This window comes from bacterium (genome assembly GCA_013360195.1).
Classification (GTDB): domain Bacteria; phylum Electryoneota; class RPQS01; order RPQS01; family RPQS01; genus JABWCQ01.
The window spans coordinates 117,725-132,587 of sequence record JABWCQ010000002.1 but is presented as its reverse complement, the minus strand read 5'-3'; the positions used below and the strand labels follow the sequence as shown (position 1 = coordinate 132,587).

General features: G+C 48.0%; 15 protein-coding genes. 5 read left to right on the top strand and 10 right to left on the bottom strand.

From position 1 onward, the window contains the following. The 6 genes from gcvH to ligA all read right to left on the bottom strand — a co-directional run bounded on the left by gcvH (window position 1) and on the right by ligA (window position 5,820). Window positions 1-384 (bottom strand): glycine cleavage system protein GcvH, encoded by a 384-nt coding sequence (gene gcvH, locus HUU59_01835; protein NUO18178.1) that lies wholly within the window; start codon window positions 382-384, stop codon window positions 1-3. A 44-nt stretch (window positions 385-428) separates the two neighbouring features. After that, entirely contained in the window at window positions 429-1,781 is a 1,353-nt protein-coding gene (accC, locus tag HUU59_01830) for an acetyl-CoA carboxylase biotin carboxylase subunit (protein ID NUO18177.1), read from the bottom strand. After that, the gene (accB, locus tag HUU59_01825; protein NUO18176.1) at window positions 1,781-2,311 is read right to left on the bottom strand and encodes an acetyl-CoA carboxylase biotin carboxyl carrier protein; all 531 of its coding nucleotides are present in this window, start codon (window positions 2,309-2,311) and stop codon (window positions 1,781-1,783) included. Before accB ends, accC begins: the two co-directional genes overlap by 1 nt. A 9-nt stretch (window positions 2,312-2,320) precedes the next feature. Beyond that, the gene (locus HUU59_01820) at window positions 2,321-2,725 is read right to left on the bottom strand and encodes an OmpA family protein (GenBank protein NUO18175.1); all 405 of its coding nucleotides are present in this window, start codon (window positions 2,723-2,725) and stop codon (window positions 2,321-2,323) included. Between the two features lie 480 nt (window positions 2,726-3,205). Beyond that, a complete protein-coding gene (efp, locus tag HUU59_01815) occupies window positions 3,206-3,775 on the bottom strand; it encodes an elongation factor P (GenBank protein ID NUO18174.1) in 570 nt (189 codons plus the stop codon). Window positions 3,776-3,786: 11 nt separating this feature from the next. Further along, window positions 3,787-5,820 (bottom strand): NAD-dependent DNA ligase LigA, encoded by a 2,034-nt coding sequence (ligA, locus tag HUU59_01810; protein ID NUO18173.1) that lies wholly within the window; start codon window positions 5,818-5,820, stop codon window positions 3,787-3,789. 206 nt (window positions 5,821-6,026) lie between these two features. On the opposite strand from ligA, the gene HUU59_01805 reads away from it, so the two are divergent. Genes HUU59_01805 through HUU59_01785 form a run of 5 tightly spaced genes read left to right on the top strand, consistent with a single transcriptional unit; the run spans window position 6,027 to window position 11,141 of the window. After that, window positions 6,027-7,133, top strand: coding sequence for a glycosyltransferase (locus HUU59_01805; GenBank protein ID NUO18172.1), 1,107 nt, complete (start codon window positions 6,027-6,029; stop codon window positions 7,131-7,133). 4 nt (window positions 7,134-7,137) lie between these two features. Further along, window positions 7,138-8,154, top strand: coding sequence for a flippase-like domain-containing protein (locus HUU59_01800; protein ID NUO18171.1), 1,017 nt, complete (start codon window positions 7,138-7,140; stop codon window positions 8,152-8,154). Further along, entirely contained in the window at window positions 8,132-9,385 is a 1,254-nt protein-coding gene (locus tag HUU59_01795; protein NUO18170.1) for a glycosyltransferase, read from the top strand. Before HUU59_01800 ends, HUU59_01795 begins: the two co-directional genes overlap by 23 nt. Further along, window positions 9,382-10,032, top strand: coding sequence for a polysaccharide deacetylase family protein (locus HUU59_01790; protein ID NUO18169.1), 651 nt, complete (start codon window positions 9,382-9,384; stop codon window positions 10,030-10,032). The genes HUU59_01795 and HUU59_01790 overlap by 4 nt, the downstream gene beginning before the upstream one ends. Continuing rightward, on the top strand, window positions 10,029-11,141 hold the full coding sequence (locus tag HUU59_01785; GenBank protein ID NUO18168.1) for a glycosyltransferase: 1,113 nt from the start codon (window positions 10,029-10,031) through the stop codon (window positions 11,139-11,141). Before HUU59_01790 ends, HUU59_01785 begins: the two co-directional genes overlap by 4 nt. A gap of 94 nt (window positions 11,142-11,235) precedes the next feature. On the opposite strand, the gene HUU59_01780 is transcribed toward HUU59_01785, so the two are convergent. The 4 genes from HUU59_01780 to pgsC are packed head-to-tail and all read right to left on the bottom strand — an operon-like array spanning window position 11,236 to window position 14,837. Continuing rightward, on the bottom strand, window positions 11,236-12,297 hold the full coding sequence (locus tag HUU59_01780) for a hypothetical protein (protein NUO18167.1): 1,062 nt from the start codon (window positions 12,295-12,297) through the stop codon (window positions 11,236-11,238). Between the two features lie 44 nt (window positions 12,298-12,341). Next, complete coding sequence (locus tag HUU59_01775; GenBank protein NUO18166.1) at window positions 12,342-13,247, bottom strand: hypothetical protein; 906 nt, start codon at window positions 13,245-13,247, stop codon at window positions 12,342-12,344. 23 nt (window positions 13,248-13,270) lie between these two features. After that, window positions 13,271-14,392 carry a poly-gamma-glutamate system protein gene (pgsW, locus tag HUU59_01770; GenBank protein ID NUO18165.1) on the bottom strand — a complete coding sequence of 374 codons (1,122 nt, stop codon included), beginning with the start codon at window positions 14,390-14,392 and terminating at the stop codon, window positions 13,271-13,273. After that, window positions 14,382-14,837: a poly-gamma-glutamate biosynthesis protein PgsC gene (gene pgsC, locus HUU59_01765; protein ID NUO18164.1), complete on the bottom strand. Its 456-nt coding sequence runs from the start codon at window positions 14,835-14,837 to the stop codon at window positions 14,382-14,384. The genes pgsW and pgsC overlap by 11 nt, the downstream gene beginning before the upstream one ends. Between the last annotated feature and the right edge of the window lie 26 nt (window positions 14,838-14,863).

Genomic DNA, 14,863 nt, shown 5'->3' with positions numbered 1-14,863 from the left:
TCAGGCGCTTGTTAAGTCTTTATAAGCTTCAGGTGAAAGCAAATTGAGTCGCTCAGCTTCAAAATTAGTTGGGCGTATTTTGACTATCCAGCCGCTGCTGTAAGGCTCTCTGTTTATAATTTCCGGGGTTGCCGACAATTCAGAATTGACTTCAACAACTTCACCTGAAAGAGGTGAATAAAGTTCTGCGACTGCTTTGACGGCTTCAATCGTGCCAAAGCTGTCACCTTGTACAGCCTTGCTGCCAATACTTGGCAATTGAACGAAGACTACATCTCCTAGTTCGCCTTGTGCGAAGTCGGTGATACCTACCGACGCGATGTCGCCTTCGAGTTTGACCCATTCATGCTCCTTGGTGTACAGATACCCAGAAGGGATATTCATTGTATGTAATCCTTGAAGGTTTTAAGTTATTTGTTATCTTCAAATCAAGCTTTCGCTTGCTGTTCCATGTATTGTTCGACCCATTTAGTATGCACGTTTCCGCTGACAAAAGCATCTGTTGAGAGCATTTCCAAATGAAATGGAATGGTAGTGTGAATTCCCTCCACTACAAACTCAGACAATGCTCGCCTGCATCTTGCGAGTGCTTCCTCACGTGTTGCTCCATATACAATAAGCTTGGCAATCAGGCTATCGTAATACGGTGGTATCGTGTAGCCTTGATAAACATGAGTGTCAACTCGCACGCCAGGACCTCCTGGCAAGTTCCAAGCTGCGACGTTTCCTGGGGACGGCAGAAACCCACGTGTTGCATCTTCCGCATTCACGCGGCATTCAATTGCGTGTCCTCGAATTTGAATGTCCTTCTGTTTCGGGAGATCTTCACCTTGAGCGACGAGAAGTTGCCACTTTACCAAATCGATTCCCGTTACCATTTCAGTGACAGGATGCTCAACTTGAATGCGCGTATTCATTTCCATGAAATAGAAGTGCCCGTCGCGGTCAAGTAGAAACTCCATCGTGCCCGCGCCTGAGTAATTAATAGCCCCGGCCGCCTGGACGGCCGTTCTGCCCATCAGTTCGCGTAACTTGGCATCTACCGCAGGTGAAGGCGACTCTTCAATCAATTTCTGGTGTCGTCGCTGCATGGAGCAATCTCGCTCGCCCAGATGAATGCACCCGCCCTTGCCGTCTCCCAATACTTGTATCTCAATATGTCTTGGATTGACAATCGCCTTTTCAAGATATAAATCTCCGTTTGAAAACGCGGCCTCTGCTTCTGCACTCGCCATTTCAAATGAGGTTTCAACAGCATTCATGTCCTGTACCAGCCGCATGCCGCGGCCGCCGCCGCCCGCTACCGCTTTGATCATCACAGGGAGCCCAAACTTTTCAGCAAGCTGTCTTGCTTCTGCTGCATCCGAAACTGGTCCGTCACTGCCGGGAACAACCGGACAACCTGCAGCGATCATTGTTCGCTTGGCTTCCGATTTGTTACCCATCATGTCAATCACTTTCGGATCGGGGCCTATCCACACAATTTCGTGTGCAAGGCAGATTTGCGCAAAATCCGAATTCTCGGCCATAAAGCCATATCCCGGATGGATTGCGTCCGCACCAGTGATTTCCGCGGCAGAAATTATTGACTTGGGAGATAAATAACTTTGCGAAGCAGAAGCAGGACCGATACAGACAGACTCATCGGCAAAACGAACGTGCAATGAATCACGATCAGCAGTAGAAAACACTGCAACGGTTTTCAGGCCTAAATCCTTGCATGCACGAATCACGCGGAGTGCAATTTCGCCACGATTCGCTACAAGTACCTTGTTAAACATCAGCCAATTCTTTCGATTCGGAACATTACTTGCCCAAACTCAACCGGCTGCGCATTCTCAACCAAAACATCTACAATCTTGCCTTTGAATTCGGCCTCAATCTCGTTCATCAGCTTCATCGCTTCGATGATGCACATCACTTTCCCGATTTCTACGATATCACCGACTCGCACATAGGGATCGGCATCAGGAGAAGGCGCACGATAAAAAGTCCCAACCATCGGCGCCTTAACTTCAACAATGTTCGCTGTAGGCGCAGACTGAACACTTGCAGCAGTTACCGGTGAAGCAGTAGGCAGCGATTGCATTGCAGCTAATGGCGCTGGCGCCGAATAGCCAAGTGGCACAGCCGGAAGCTGCATTCCAGCCGGAATCAGCTGACTGGAGATGCCGTTTTTTGAGATACGAATCTTGAGATCACTTTCAACAAGCTCAAACTCATTGATAGGGCTTCGCTCAATCATTCGAATGAGCTTCTGGATCTCACCGATATCAATTCTCGGTTTCTCTTTGGAAGTCCGTGTGGACATAGTTTTTCCTTACTTGTGCCTGTGAATAAACTTCACGCGGGTCTCACCCGCTCTTTCGGTACCGACTGTGACAATTCTGTCGGCAGGGAATCCCTCTGCCACCAATACGTCCTTTATTGCCTCTGCGCGCGATTTCGTAAGGTTTAATCTCTCGCCCGGACTTGCAAAGCTCTCGCTAGTCTCTGCACGAATTTCAAGGTTACCGCTTGAATATTGTCTTGCCAATTCCGGTGCCAAACCGCGCAGGTATCGAATGCTGCGCTGGCTCAGCTCATTGCTTCCGATGACAAACTCAATAGTAGAGGAAGCCGAACCATGCTTTGGATGGATCTTGCTCGATTCAGCAAGTGAACCGTACTTAAGGACTAGAACTTCGATGAAATCAAATGCATCAAGTATTCGTGATTCGATCAAGTCTTCAACTGCAGGCCTGTTTGATCGGAGTGCTGAGCCATTGTCAGGACTATGTCCGGAAGGTAGGTGTCGTTTAGGGCTTCCTAACCTGCCTTCAGTTAAAGGCATCAATACCTTTGATTTTGTCCAGACTGCTGCTTCTTGTGACGGCTCTTTGTTGAGGTCACTGTCTAAGTGTCTCCCGATTTCACGCTCTGGTGAGGAAACTTGCTCCGAGCTGTCGCCCATGCTTTCCTGTGCACCAGTTTCCGCAATAGGAGTCTTTGCTATTGAGTCAACATCGACTGGGGACGTACTCGTTGCTTTTTCTGACTTCTGCCACAAAACAACTGCGGAAACTAGCAATAGAATGGCATAGACTAAGAATCCTCCCCCTCTCTTCGTTGAACGTTGCCGACCCCTTAGAAACCAGACTGCAGAAAACACAATCGCCAAGAGCGCAGCTACTACAGCCAGTAAAGGTCGGAAATCGCTCATTTCTTACCCGGCACGTTTCACCCGGTCAAGATACTCACCCGTTCTTGTATCAACCCTTACGACATCGCCGATTTCACAGAACAGTGGGACTGATATCTCAGCACCTGTTTCGAGAATCGCTGGTTTGCCTGTATTGGATACAGTGTCGCCTTTGAATCCTGGTGCCGTTTCTTTGATTTCCAGTTCCATAAAATTCGGAAGTTCAATGGTGAGGGCCTCGCTTTCAAGGAAGTTTACTCTGCAAACCACCCCTTCCTTCATCCACTGAGCCTTTGTACCGAGCCATTCACCCGTGAACTGAAATTGTTCGTAGGACTCCTGGTCCATGAAATGAAAGCTTTCTCCATCGTTATAAAGGTATTGAAGATCCTTGCCGTCGACTCGCACTGTTTCAATCGATGCCCCGGAGTTCAATGTCCGTTCAATTACTCTTCCAGTGCGGGCATTGCGGAGAGTAATGCGTACGAAGGCGCCTCCTTTTCCAGGCTTCACGTGCTGAAAATCTGCGACTTCAAAAATCTGTCCTTCCATCTGCAAGGTTAGACCCTTGCGAATGTCTGCTGTAGTTGCCATGAAATACTTATCTATCTTGTTAATGAATCTAAACCTATTTTCCCCTGTAGTAGCAAGCCAAACTGCTCTTCTGAAAGGACGGGTATTCCAATTGATTCTGCTTTTGCCAGCTTCGAACCAGCCTTTTCGCCGGAGATCAGGAAGGAAGTGTTCCTTGACACTGACCCACTTGGCTTTCCACCTTGAGCCAATATCAGCCGTTCAATTTCTTCCCGGGAATACTTAGTAAGAGTCCCTGTAACCACTATTGTCATTCCACTCAAAATATTGCCCCGCACTCCCTGTGTGGCACCTTGGAGTTTGACACCCGCCCGCTTGAGTTTTTCAAGCGCTGATCTCCACTGCTTTGTAGAAAAATACTCAACAATCGCTTGGGCGACCTTTGGTCCCACATCGGGTAGAGATTCTAACTCGGCAATGCTTGTCCGGGAAAGCTGTTCGAGATCAGCAAAACTGTAGGCCAGAGTTCGCGCAGTACTTTCACCGACAAAACGGATGCCTAGGCCAAAGATAAGGCGATCCAGGTCGGCGGCCTTTGCGGATTCAATGGATGCGATTAGTTTTTCGGCCGATTTTCTTGCAAATCCAGGAAGGGAGAGTAAGTTTTCGGCCGTCAAGAAAAAAATATCGGCAGGTTCAGTGACGATTCCATGATTAACCAATTCGTTAATCGTCTCGAAACCCATTCCTGAAATGTCGAGGGCACCCCTTGACGCAAAGTGTTCTATTTGCCTCTTTACTGCTTCAGGATCGAGCGGATTAGTGCAACGGAGTGCAACCTCGCCAGGCAATCTCTCAAGTGCGGATTGACAAACCGGACACTTCTCGGGTTCAATGACAGGCTTTGAAAGCCGCAAGCGATTCTCGGTCACCACGCGGGATATCTTCGGAATGACGTCACCGCCTCTCTCGAGTATTACGGTATCACCGTAATGTAAATCGAGACGTCGAACTTCGTCGAAGTTGTGCAATGTCGCACGGCGAACTGTAACCCCCCCCAGAGCAACCGGCTCAAGTTCGGCAACTGGTGTTAGAACGCCGGTCCTTCCGATCTGAAATGAAACGCCGTTTAGTACGGTGACAGCTTGGCGAGCGGAGAACTTGCAGGCAATTGCCCAACGAGGCGCACGCGACGTGTTTCCAAGCTTCCTCTGTTGCGAAATTGAATTCACTTTCAATACAACGCCGTCAATCTCGAAGTCAAGTGTGTCTCGCTTTGCTTCCCATGACTTCCAATAATCAACAGCTTCGTCTATGGTTCGAGCCACTTGTGAAGCACGACTGACGGGCAAACCCAATTCATCAAGAGTCCGCAGACCGTCCGAATGGCTCCGCAGATCACCGTCTGGAGATTCAAAACTGTAGCAAACGACTCTTAAGGGGCGCCGCGCCACCATCCCTGGATCAAGAAGTTTCAAAGAGCCAGCAACAGTGTTTCGTGGGTTTGCCAGTGGCTTTTTCCCTTCCGCCACCTGTTCGCGATTAAACGACAAAAAGTCATCCGTTCGCATGTACACTTCGCCGCGAACATGAAAAACTTTCGGAACCTCGAGTTTCAAGCGTTTGGGTTCCAATTGGAGAGGTAGACCCCGAATCGTTCTGATATTCGTGGTTATGTCGTCCCCCCTCTCGCCATCGCCTCGGGTGGCCGCTCTTGTTAGCATTCCGTCAGTATATGTTAGAAGAATGGATATGCCATCAAACTTTAATTCGCAGGAGTACTCTGGCAGCTCGCCTTCTAGTCCATCAACAACCCGCCTGTGAAACTCCTGAATGTCTTTCAGGTCATAGGAATTCTGGAGAGAGAGCATTGGAAATGGGTGCTTTACCGAGGCAAAGCCTTCGTTAAGGGCATCTCCGATGCGTTGCGTCGGACTGTCAGGGGTTACAAGGTGCGGGTGTGCTGCCTCTAGAACCCGAAGTCTGTCAAAGAGCTTGTCGTATTCCTCGTCACTAATCTCCGGGTTGCCATCGGCATAATAGAGCTTGTCATGTCGGGCAATTTCCCTTCTCAGGGCCTCAATTTCTTGCCGTGGTGCTGCCATTTTGCCGGGAATTGGTCAAAAAGTAAGGAGAATTCGGGTGAAAGGTTAGAAAAATACTAAAATTCCTGCAAAATGGCAACTATCCCGGCGCCTCAGTTAGTCTGTTCCATGTCATTGAAATTCTGCTTCCATGGAAGTCGTTGCGACTAAAGGGTTATATTCTTATATTTTAGCAAAATGAAGGATATCAATGTGGTGTTTGCCGGGTGATTTGGCTATATGCAACTCTTCTGCTCCCGTCCCTTTTCTGGCTAATCGGTGTTGTCCGTTGGCTTGGGGCGAAACGAAAGGGTTCGCAGGCAGAGCAGACACAGAGCATCGCTGTTGTGGTCGTTGCTCGTAATGAAGAACGCACGATATCTGATTGCCTGATCTCGATTTGTGAGCAGTGTATTGGCCCACAGGAGGTGATTCTGATGGACGATAGTTCCGACGATCAATCGCCTGAAATTGTGCGAAACCTTGCGAAGAAATACGGCAAGTTGCGTATGGTCACCTTTACTTCTAAAGCAGGCAGGAGTCCCAAAAAGACAGGTCTAGCGCTTGCGTTCGCGAATATCGACACCGAACTTGTCGCTCTCACGGACGCGGATTGTGTAGTGCCCAACAAGTGGCTGGAATCAATGGCCAAGTACTCTGACTCTAAGATTGGTGCAGTCATTGGTGCATCGTGGCCAAGCAACGATAAGGGTATTCTCAGCAGAATTTATCGATGGGAAAGACTGATAGCCAATGTAAGTATGGCTTCGGCGTGTGGTTGGGGAAGTCCTGCTTCAGCCTGCGGCCACAATATTCTATACCGTCGGGAAGCTTTGAATGTGGTTGAAGCACCAGTCCGACGTGATTTGACTTCAGGAGATGATGATTTGACTGTGCAGGCGATTGCCAGAGCTGGTTTTCGCGTCGTGTTCTGTCCAGATAGCGAGAGTGTTGTTCACGACTTAGGGGGAGTCCGTGGATCCAGATGGTCTCAAGCAGTCCGCCATCAAAGTGTCACGAAACTCTACCCGTTACACTGGCAAGTTGTCTTTCTCATGTCAGTCGTGTCCGGAGTAGTTGTCCCTGCCTCTCTCGTTGCACTTCCGGCTTTCGGACAAATATTAATTCCGGTGTCCTTTGCGGCTGCAAAAATACTCTTAGACACGTTTTCAGGAATCTTCGTTAAACGGAAATTGAAACTCGATATTTCGAATCTGGAAATTCTGCTTGCTTCGCTCCTCCTCCCCTTTTGGATGATTTGGCGTGCTTTGGCAAGCATCTTTGGCAAGTCTTACTCATGGCGTGACCGTAAAATTGCTGCGACAGGCCGCTAGAACGTTGAATCAATCTTACGAAACGAATACAGTAGTTAATACTGTCCCAATCAAAGAGTCTCAGAGCCGTACCTTTCCTCAATGGATAAAGTTGCTCAGTACTTTTGTTGTGCTTGCACTGTTGACTTGGCAGATTCAATGGCAAGACGTCTTAAACGCATTAAAGAATGCAAGCCTGATTGGACTATCGGGGGCGATCGCGCTGTGGATACCCAACCAATACCTGCAGTACTTAAGATGGAAGCTCATTGCTAATTCAGGTGCGACGAAACCGTATTCTTCCGATATCAAGGCAAGCTATTGGCTAGGTCACACTCTGGGATTCATAACACCTGGACGAATCGGTGCTTACGGCCGAGGTCTGTTTCTGCGCAATGTCAATGTACTGGAAGCAACTGCCTTGACCTTACTTGAGAGAAGTTACAGTGCGGTGACTGTTAACGGATTTGGTCTTATTGCGCTTGGACTACTTCCCCAACTTGGATGGAGCGTTAGTTGGGCACCATTAAGTCCTAGTGTTTCTTTTGGACTGACTATTGTCGGCGGACTGGTACTTGCAGCTGGCCTTGTTCCTGGCGCGATTCTTGGTTTTATTGGAAAAACGCTTGGCACGATGTTTCAGCTAACGAAAGTTGCGAACTCGCTTCAGCAGCTTAATTTAATCTCGTTTAGAACTTCCTTCGTATTCTTGGGACTTGCGTCACTTTCGTTACTGGTTTCGTTAGTTCAGTTTTATTTGATTCTCAGAGCGTTCGGTGTGGAGCTACCTTTTATAGCCAGCCTTTTGGCGATTCAATTGAATTTCTTTCTCAAAGGAAATATACCGCTTACGCTTGGAAATCTGGGAGTAGGTGAATGGACTGCACTTATCTGCCTGCGTGGACTTGGTGTGCCAGATACCATTTCTGTCGCCGCGTCATTAGCGCTATTTAGTCTAAACGTGGCCATACCTGCCCTCGTCGGCGTCCGGTTCATAAAACGCATCTTCACGATCCATCATGGATGGCAAGACCGTGTTTAGCACATTCCCTAATGCTATCCTCTCGATTTTGTGTTTCCTGACGGTTGTGTTTGGGATTGCAATGCTTTGGTTTGCCGTAGGAATTGCGAGATTGACGAAGAAAAGAGTGGCGAATCATAGCAAATGGCCGACCGTAAGTGTAGTCATGCCAGCACGAAACGAGGCTGGAATACTACCTTGGACAATCTCTTCACTGATGAAACAGGATTATCCCGGTAATTGGGAGCTAATAGTGGTTGATGACCGAAGTGAGGATGAAACACCTGCAGTTCTGGCGAAGCTTTGTGCTCAGTATGGCAACCTTAGGGCAATCCGGGTTGTCAAGGAACCCGAGACCTCGCCCAAGAAGGCCGCGTTGGCCATAGGAATTTCGGCCACAGAAAGCGACATAGTCTTCACTACTGACGCTGATTGCCAATATCACTCCGGTTGGATTCGAAGTATGGTGAGCTATCTTACCGATGATGTAGGGGTGGTAGCAGGACTTACGATCTTTGACCTCCCGAATTACAAGTCAGTGCCGGTATGGCAAAAAGTTCAATGGCTTGATTTCTTCGTTCAGAATTTCCTGGCAGCAGGTGCGCTTGGATGGAACCATGCGGCAAGTTGTAACGGCAGCAATTTGTGTTTTCGCAGACAAGTATATGACGAAATCGCAGGATATGGAGAGTCTGCTGCAATTGTATCAGGTGACGATGTCCTGTTTGCGCAACGGGTTGCTTCAATGACAAGCTGGAGAATGGCTTTTTCGACCGCTACGGAATCCATTGTTCGCTCCGTTCCGGTGCAGTCGCTTTCCGAACTAATCCATCAACGATTGCGATGGGCTTCAAAAGGCCTGAAGTACAGGGGCAGCATGCTTGTGTTCCTATTCCTCGTGTACACCTACTATTCTGCGCTGATCTTTCTGCCTCTGGTGACGTTTTATTCGTCGCTTCCGTACCTGCTTGGAGCTTTGATCGTAGCAACAAAATTGCTATGCGACTCAATAACAGTGTACGTCGGAGCCAAAGTATTCAACCAAACACGATTGCTCCCTTATTTCTGGATTTACGAAATTGTTCACATTGTTGCTACACCCTTTTTCGGATTTTGTGGTCTTTTGTTCCCGTACAACTGGAAGGGTGATTGGTATCGCACTGCCAAACTTCCGCTCGGTGTATCTGATAAATGGCTGGGTGGTACAGTGAAGTTTGGCAAACGGCAGAAGAAACGGAGCCTGGTAGAGTGATACGTCCAATCTCGCAAATAGCACCTCTGCTCGCCCGTGGATGGCAAACGCACTGTAAGAATGCAGGTGAGGCCGCAATAACTTTCGATGATGGTCCGGATCCAAAGACCACACCAATGCTACTCAAGACATTGGACGACCTGGGCTTGAAAGCAACTATGTTTGTTGTGGGACAGAAGTGTAAGGGAAATAGATCGCTTCTGCAAGAGATCGCCGCACAAGGTCACTCCATCGCCTGCCATGGATACTCACATGAAAAGCACTGGTTCAGAGAACCGTCCTTTGTTCAGGCAAGTGTTAGACAGTCTTTATACATACTGCAGGATTTTGGAGTTAAAATGGAATTGCTCTTCAGACCACCTTATGGAGCAATAGACTGGCGCCTTCATAAACGGGTCACTGAAATTGGTGCAGTCCCAGTTCTTTGGTCTGCGCATGTCCGCGACTGGAAACCACAAGAAGATAGTGCATTGTTGACAAGAATGTCAGCGGCGGTACATGACCGCATGATACTTTTGATGCATGATGGACATGTGACTACTCCGCAAGTTATATCGCAACTGTGGTTTTTGCGCGACCGCATTGAGTCAATGGGCTTGAAGTCTGTCGCGCTGAAGTGTGAGAATGCTATCCGGATTGTTGCATGATTCTCGATACATTGGCCGTGAGCGCTGGAGCATTGCATCTGACAATAGGTTCGCTGGTAGCTGCAGCCTTGTTAAAAAAAGGTCCTGCACAGGACATTGAATTGCCACTTGTGTCGATTGTGGTTCCTGCACGAAATGAAGCTGCAAACTTGCCAAGGCTATTTAAATCATTGGAGTCATTGCGATATGAATATGCGAAATTGGAGTTAGTTCTTGTCAATGATGATTCGACTGACCAAACTTGCGCGGTTGCGCACGAGCTCAGCAGGAAGCTTCCGTTCAGAGTTCGGATCTTCAATGCGAGTCATGGGCAAACGGAGAGTTTGCCACCGACCAAGACACTTCCATTAGCGCAGGGAATCGACGAGGCCAAAGGGGAGATAATTCTAATGACGGATGGCGATTGCGAGGTTCCCCAAGATTGGGTATTAGATATTGTTCGGCATTTTGAGCAAGACGTTGGACTTGTCTGCGGAATTACTTTGCCTGACTATGAAAACACGCGCAAGTTAGAAACTCGCTTCGAATCCGTAGACTGGTCTCTGCTATTAGGCGTCTGCGCCGGAATGTGCCGATTAGGAAGTCCGCTAGCGCTAATCGGCAATAATTATGCGGTGAGGAAGAAGTGCTACGAAGATGTCGGAACTTTCCGAGGGATAAGTCATAATCGTATTGATGACATTGCCCTCTTCAGGGCAGTGGCCGATTCAAAAAAATGGGGGATTGCGTTTGCCGTAACGCAAGGCGCGTGCGTCGTAACTTTGCCTGTCGGAAGCACGACAGATCTTGTGAATCAGCGCTACAGGTGGATGGAGGGATTTCGGGCGATAAGCGTCAGGGGCAAACTCCTATTTGGGTTTGGACTTGCCACTCATTTGCTTTGGCCGATTCTATTGCTGTTTTCGGGAAAGATTGGTGGCGCTGCAGGGTTTGCTGTTATGCTTGGTGATTGGCTGGTCATTTCCTCAGTTCTAACAAGATTGAACAGGCGAGGACTGTACATGTATATGTATGTTTACCCGCTTTATGCTCTTGCATATGGTTGGCGACTTGTGCTGTCAATTTTCCGGCGACCTGCAATAACTTGGAAAGACCGCAGATTGGCGTAATCTTAGGTCCAGATAGAGTACTGAAAAGTAAAGGGTCACCCCACTCGATGTGACCCTTTTAGTTTCTATGCCGATCAAGGCTATCTTCTAACTGTTATCTTAGCGAATACGTGGCACCGATGCCGATTTCATTCCTATCAAAATCTTTAACACGCGGTACTCCTTCTACGTCGGATTCTGACTTACGTTCCTCGTGAGTGTAGAAGACCTCGATGTCAATGGCCGAATTAACCGGGAAGGATAAAGACGGAGTTACTTCCCATCTGTTGTCTAACCGTCCGCGATGAAAAGGATCGGACTCCAGACTATTCATGGTAGAATAGACTCGACGACGAATACGCGTGGTTATAGATGCGTCGAGTGAGAGTTCTTGAGCGAGTCTTAGCGGTGATTTTAAGACTAACCGCAACTCATCTTCCGTATTGTCGGCATCTCCATATTCGTTATCTTCGAGTACTACATCGCTCTCGAAGGAGGGGTAGTATAGAAACTGTTGGCTCTTCCCAATGTTATCGCTATTTCGTCGAGTGTAACGAAGTGAAACTGTTGATGCCCATGGTGCCGAATAGCGAACCTCTCCACCAATTTCGTAGAATTCACTGTCAAACTCGGTAAACCTCTTGTCGTAATATATTGAACCGAAGCCACTCTGACCTGCCAGCCAAACCTGAGGAAGAGGTCTAATCGAGAATTCACCGCTGTATTCAAAATTCTTGAACCGTGTATCATGATAGGTCCCGAAGTCCCGATCGCGATATACTCTTAAGTAAAAGTCAGGTATCGCAAAGACCGATAATTTTGCTGACCACCGGTAGCCCTTTGTACGCGGCCGCAAGGTTGCACTAAAACTATGTGTTTGGTAACTGGAGAACTCGTTATTCAGTCTCTGCACGGTCTTGAATCTGTATGCACCGATCGCCATAAGGTTCGCAGGCGCGCGCCATTGAATAGCCGGAGCAATCGAAAATTCAGTCTCTCCATCGTCTATAGTTTCTAGTGGGGTTCTAAAAGTACTACTTGATCGACGAAAGGCATCCTGATCCGTCTCTGACAATCGTAAAACATTGTCATTGTAAATTCCCGCAATTCCGACCTTTAACCCCCACTCGAAGGTTGGCAGTCGAGATTGACGACGCGCCTCAACTTCCTGGGACACAAGAAGAACTGAAATCAATATTACAAACGTAAAGTATTTTCGCACTACCGTGGTTCGCCTTCAAGTTCTGTTTTCGGTAACAAGAAACGGAGAATCGAAGTCCGACGATCGTCGACCATCCTAAACTCGTAAATATGCTCTCCGTCTGGTATTTCGACGAAGAATGTCTCAGCCCGGCTCGGCAAGAAGGGCGAAGGATTCTTGTATTGAATAACGTCCGAAGACCCGGCTGTCATGCTGTAGTTCTTCTTCACCCTCCCATCTTCAAGAACTTGAACTTTCCATTTTTGGCTTCCTTTCATTTCCGGACTGAACTCAATTCTACTTAGAACCTTCAGAGTTGCAGGCCCTACCAGCTTCAGCACGGCGCGATCGTTTGACCCTATTCTGTAGTAAGGGTATATTACCTCATCTGAGACAAGCTCTACTTCACTTGTATACTCAAAGGGAGTCATTGCAACAACGGCGGTTCCGCCCGTGAATTCATTAGTCTTGAGGGACAATCTGATGTAGACCTTGTCTGAAGATCCTTCGGGAAGCTTGATAATTACATTGTGTTTTCCCGCAGGTATATCAATTACCTTTGAACGCAACACGCCTACAAAAGAAGCACCACTCTCGGCTTTTTCGGAAATTTTACTTGTGTGATGAATTGTGCGCGGCCTTTTGCTTCCTTCAATCTGAACTTCGAGTGTATAGTCCGGCTGTGCAGTGGGATTCGGCAACTCAAGGCGAGACATGACTTTTAACTGTGACGGCCCCTCAACAATTGCGCTAACTTGCGCATCGCGTTCAATGACAAAGTAGGTTCGTGACTTACCCGCAACTGTAAGTTTTGTACTTTGGTCAAAAGTGGATGGTTTGAGATACACAAACCCGTCCTCGGCAAACGCAATATGCGAAGCAGCGAAACACGTCAAAAGAAGTATAAGGTAGGTAGTTCTAGTCATGATTGATTTTACTGATGCGCGAATTATAAGAGTGTTTCCGGGTCAACACCGGCATCGGCAAGCCGGAAGTACTTAGAATCAAACCAAACAAGAGTGAAGAGTGCTGCCAGCGTAATCACAAGAGCGGCAATCGCAACTCGCAGATCATACTTTATGGTCACGAACACATCGCCAATTCCAGGCTCGGTCAAAGGAAGTCGTGGGGATCCCAAGCCATATTCCTTTGACAGCTCTGTCGAAGAGTAGAAATTAATGATTGGCACATTTTCTTTTGCTGCAATGTGAACGACTCCATTTCCAGGCCAATTTCGAGCGGGCAATCGACGGTGTACTCCATTGCCGAGTAACTGTCCATTCTCTTTGTGCCCTAAGCTAGCTAAACCGTCACCAACGTTAATATAGGCGGAAGGAACTTGACCGTTAAGTGAAGCCCTAAACGCTTTCCACCATTCTCTTGAAGACTCACTAAGTGATGTGGCTTCAATCAGCCTCGCCTTGTTTCGGCCCACTGCCTCAATTAACTCAGTGCGGCCAAGGCTCGACATTCCAAGTGCATTATCGTCGATTCCACCGAGAGAATACCCAACTACTGTGCAATTCACTATTCCCTTATCTATAAGAAAGGACTGCATATCTGCCCATGTATTGCGGGGATCCGTTGCGCCCCACCATGTCGAACTAAGCGAAGATAAAGTATATGCATCCACGCCTAAGGCATTGCAAGCACACAGGACGCTGATGTTAGCACCCGGTGTAGAGCCTGAGAGTGCGATGGCTACTTTGTCCCCGGATTTCAGCCCGGCATCAAGCAGGAGCTCAATAACAGCCGCGGCCAAGTTGGGGTTTGCGCCATACAGCTTTTCCTCAAAGCTACCTATATCTGAGGTGATAGTCGAGAATTGCTGTCCTATCAATGCATCAACACGGGGATCACCGTACGACTCGAGACTTTCGCTTCCACTAAACTGGCGACTAGCAAGTTCACGAAGAGCGTTACTCATTCTATTCGCCGCAACAAGTTTTAACTCATGGTTTGCACGTTTGACTTCAATCCTGCTGTACTCGGCCCAAAGATACAAGCCATAACACACAACGGACATTGCGACAAGCGTCCAAATTGAACGAAGGCTGGGTCTAAATGCCATGATAGATCTCACCTCCCGTGATTACCATGACAAGTAACTTTACAAGTGGCGCGGCAATCAACATTGTTGCGAGCGTCTTGATCACGCCTTGACGCTCAAACCAATTTGCTATCAGGCCGGGAATGATAAAACCTATTGCCTCCAGTCGCAGGTCAGATATCCACATATCGCTCATAATCAAGTTCCGGCTAATGTAGCCGAAAATAAAGCCAAACATGATGGCCAAAACCATACGTCGGCGACCATATACAAACATGAAGCGTGAAACAACTCTTATACACAAGTATGCAATGAAAGCCACTGCAAATGTGCCGATGAGTTTTGCGGGACTGTTCAGGTGCATCGCAAGGTAGCCAGGAACCACGATCCCACCGGCTGCTGCGCCAACAATTTCGTGAAACAAGAGGCTTACGAGTACCCCAAGTCCAATAGTCAGTTCAATCATTTGTATCTGTGTACACTGAGCTTTCT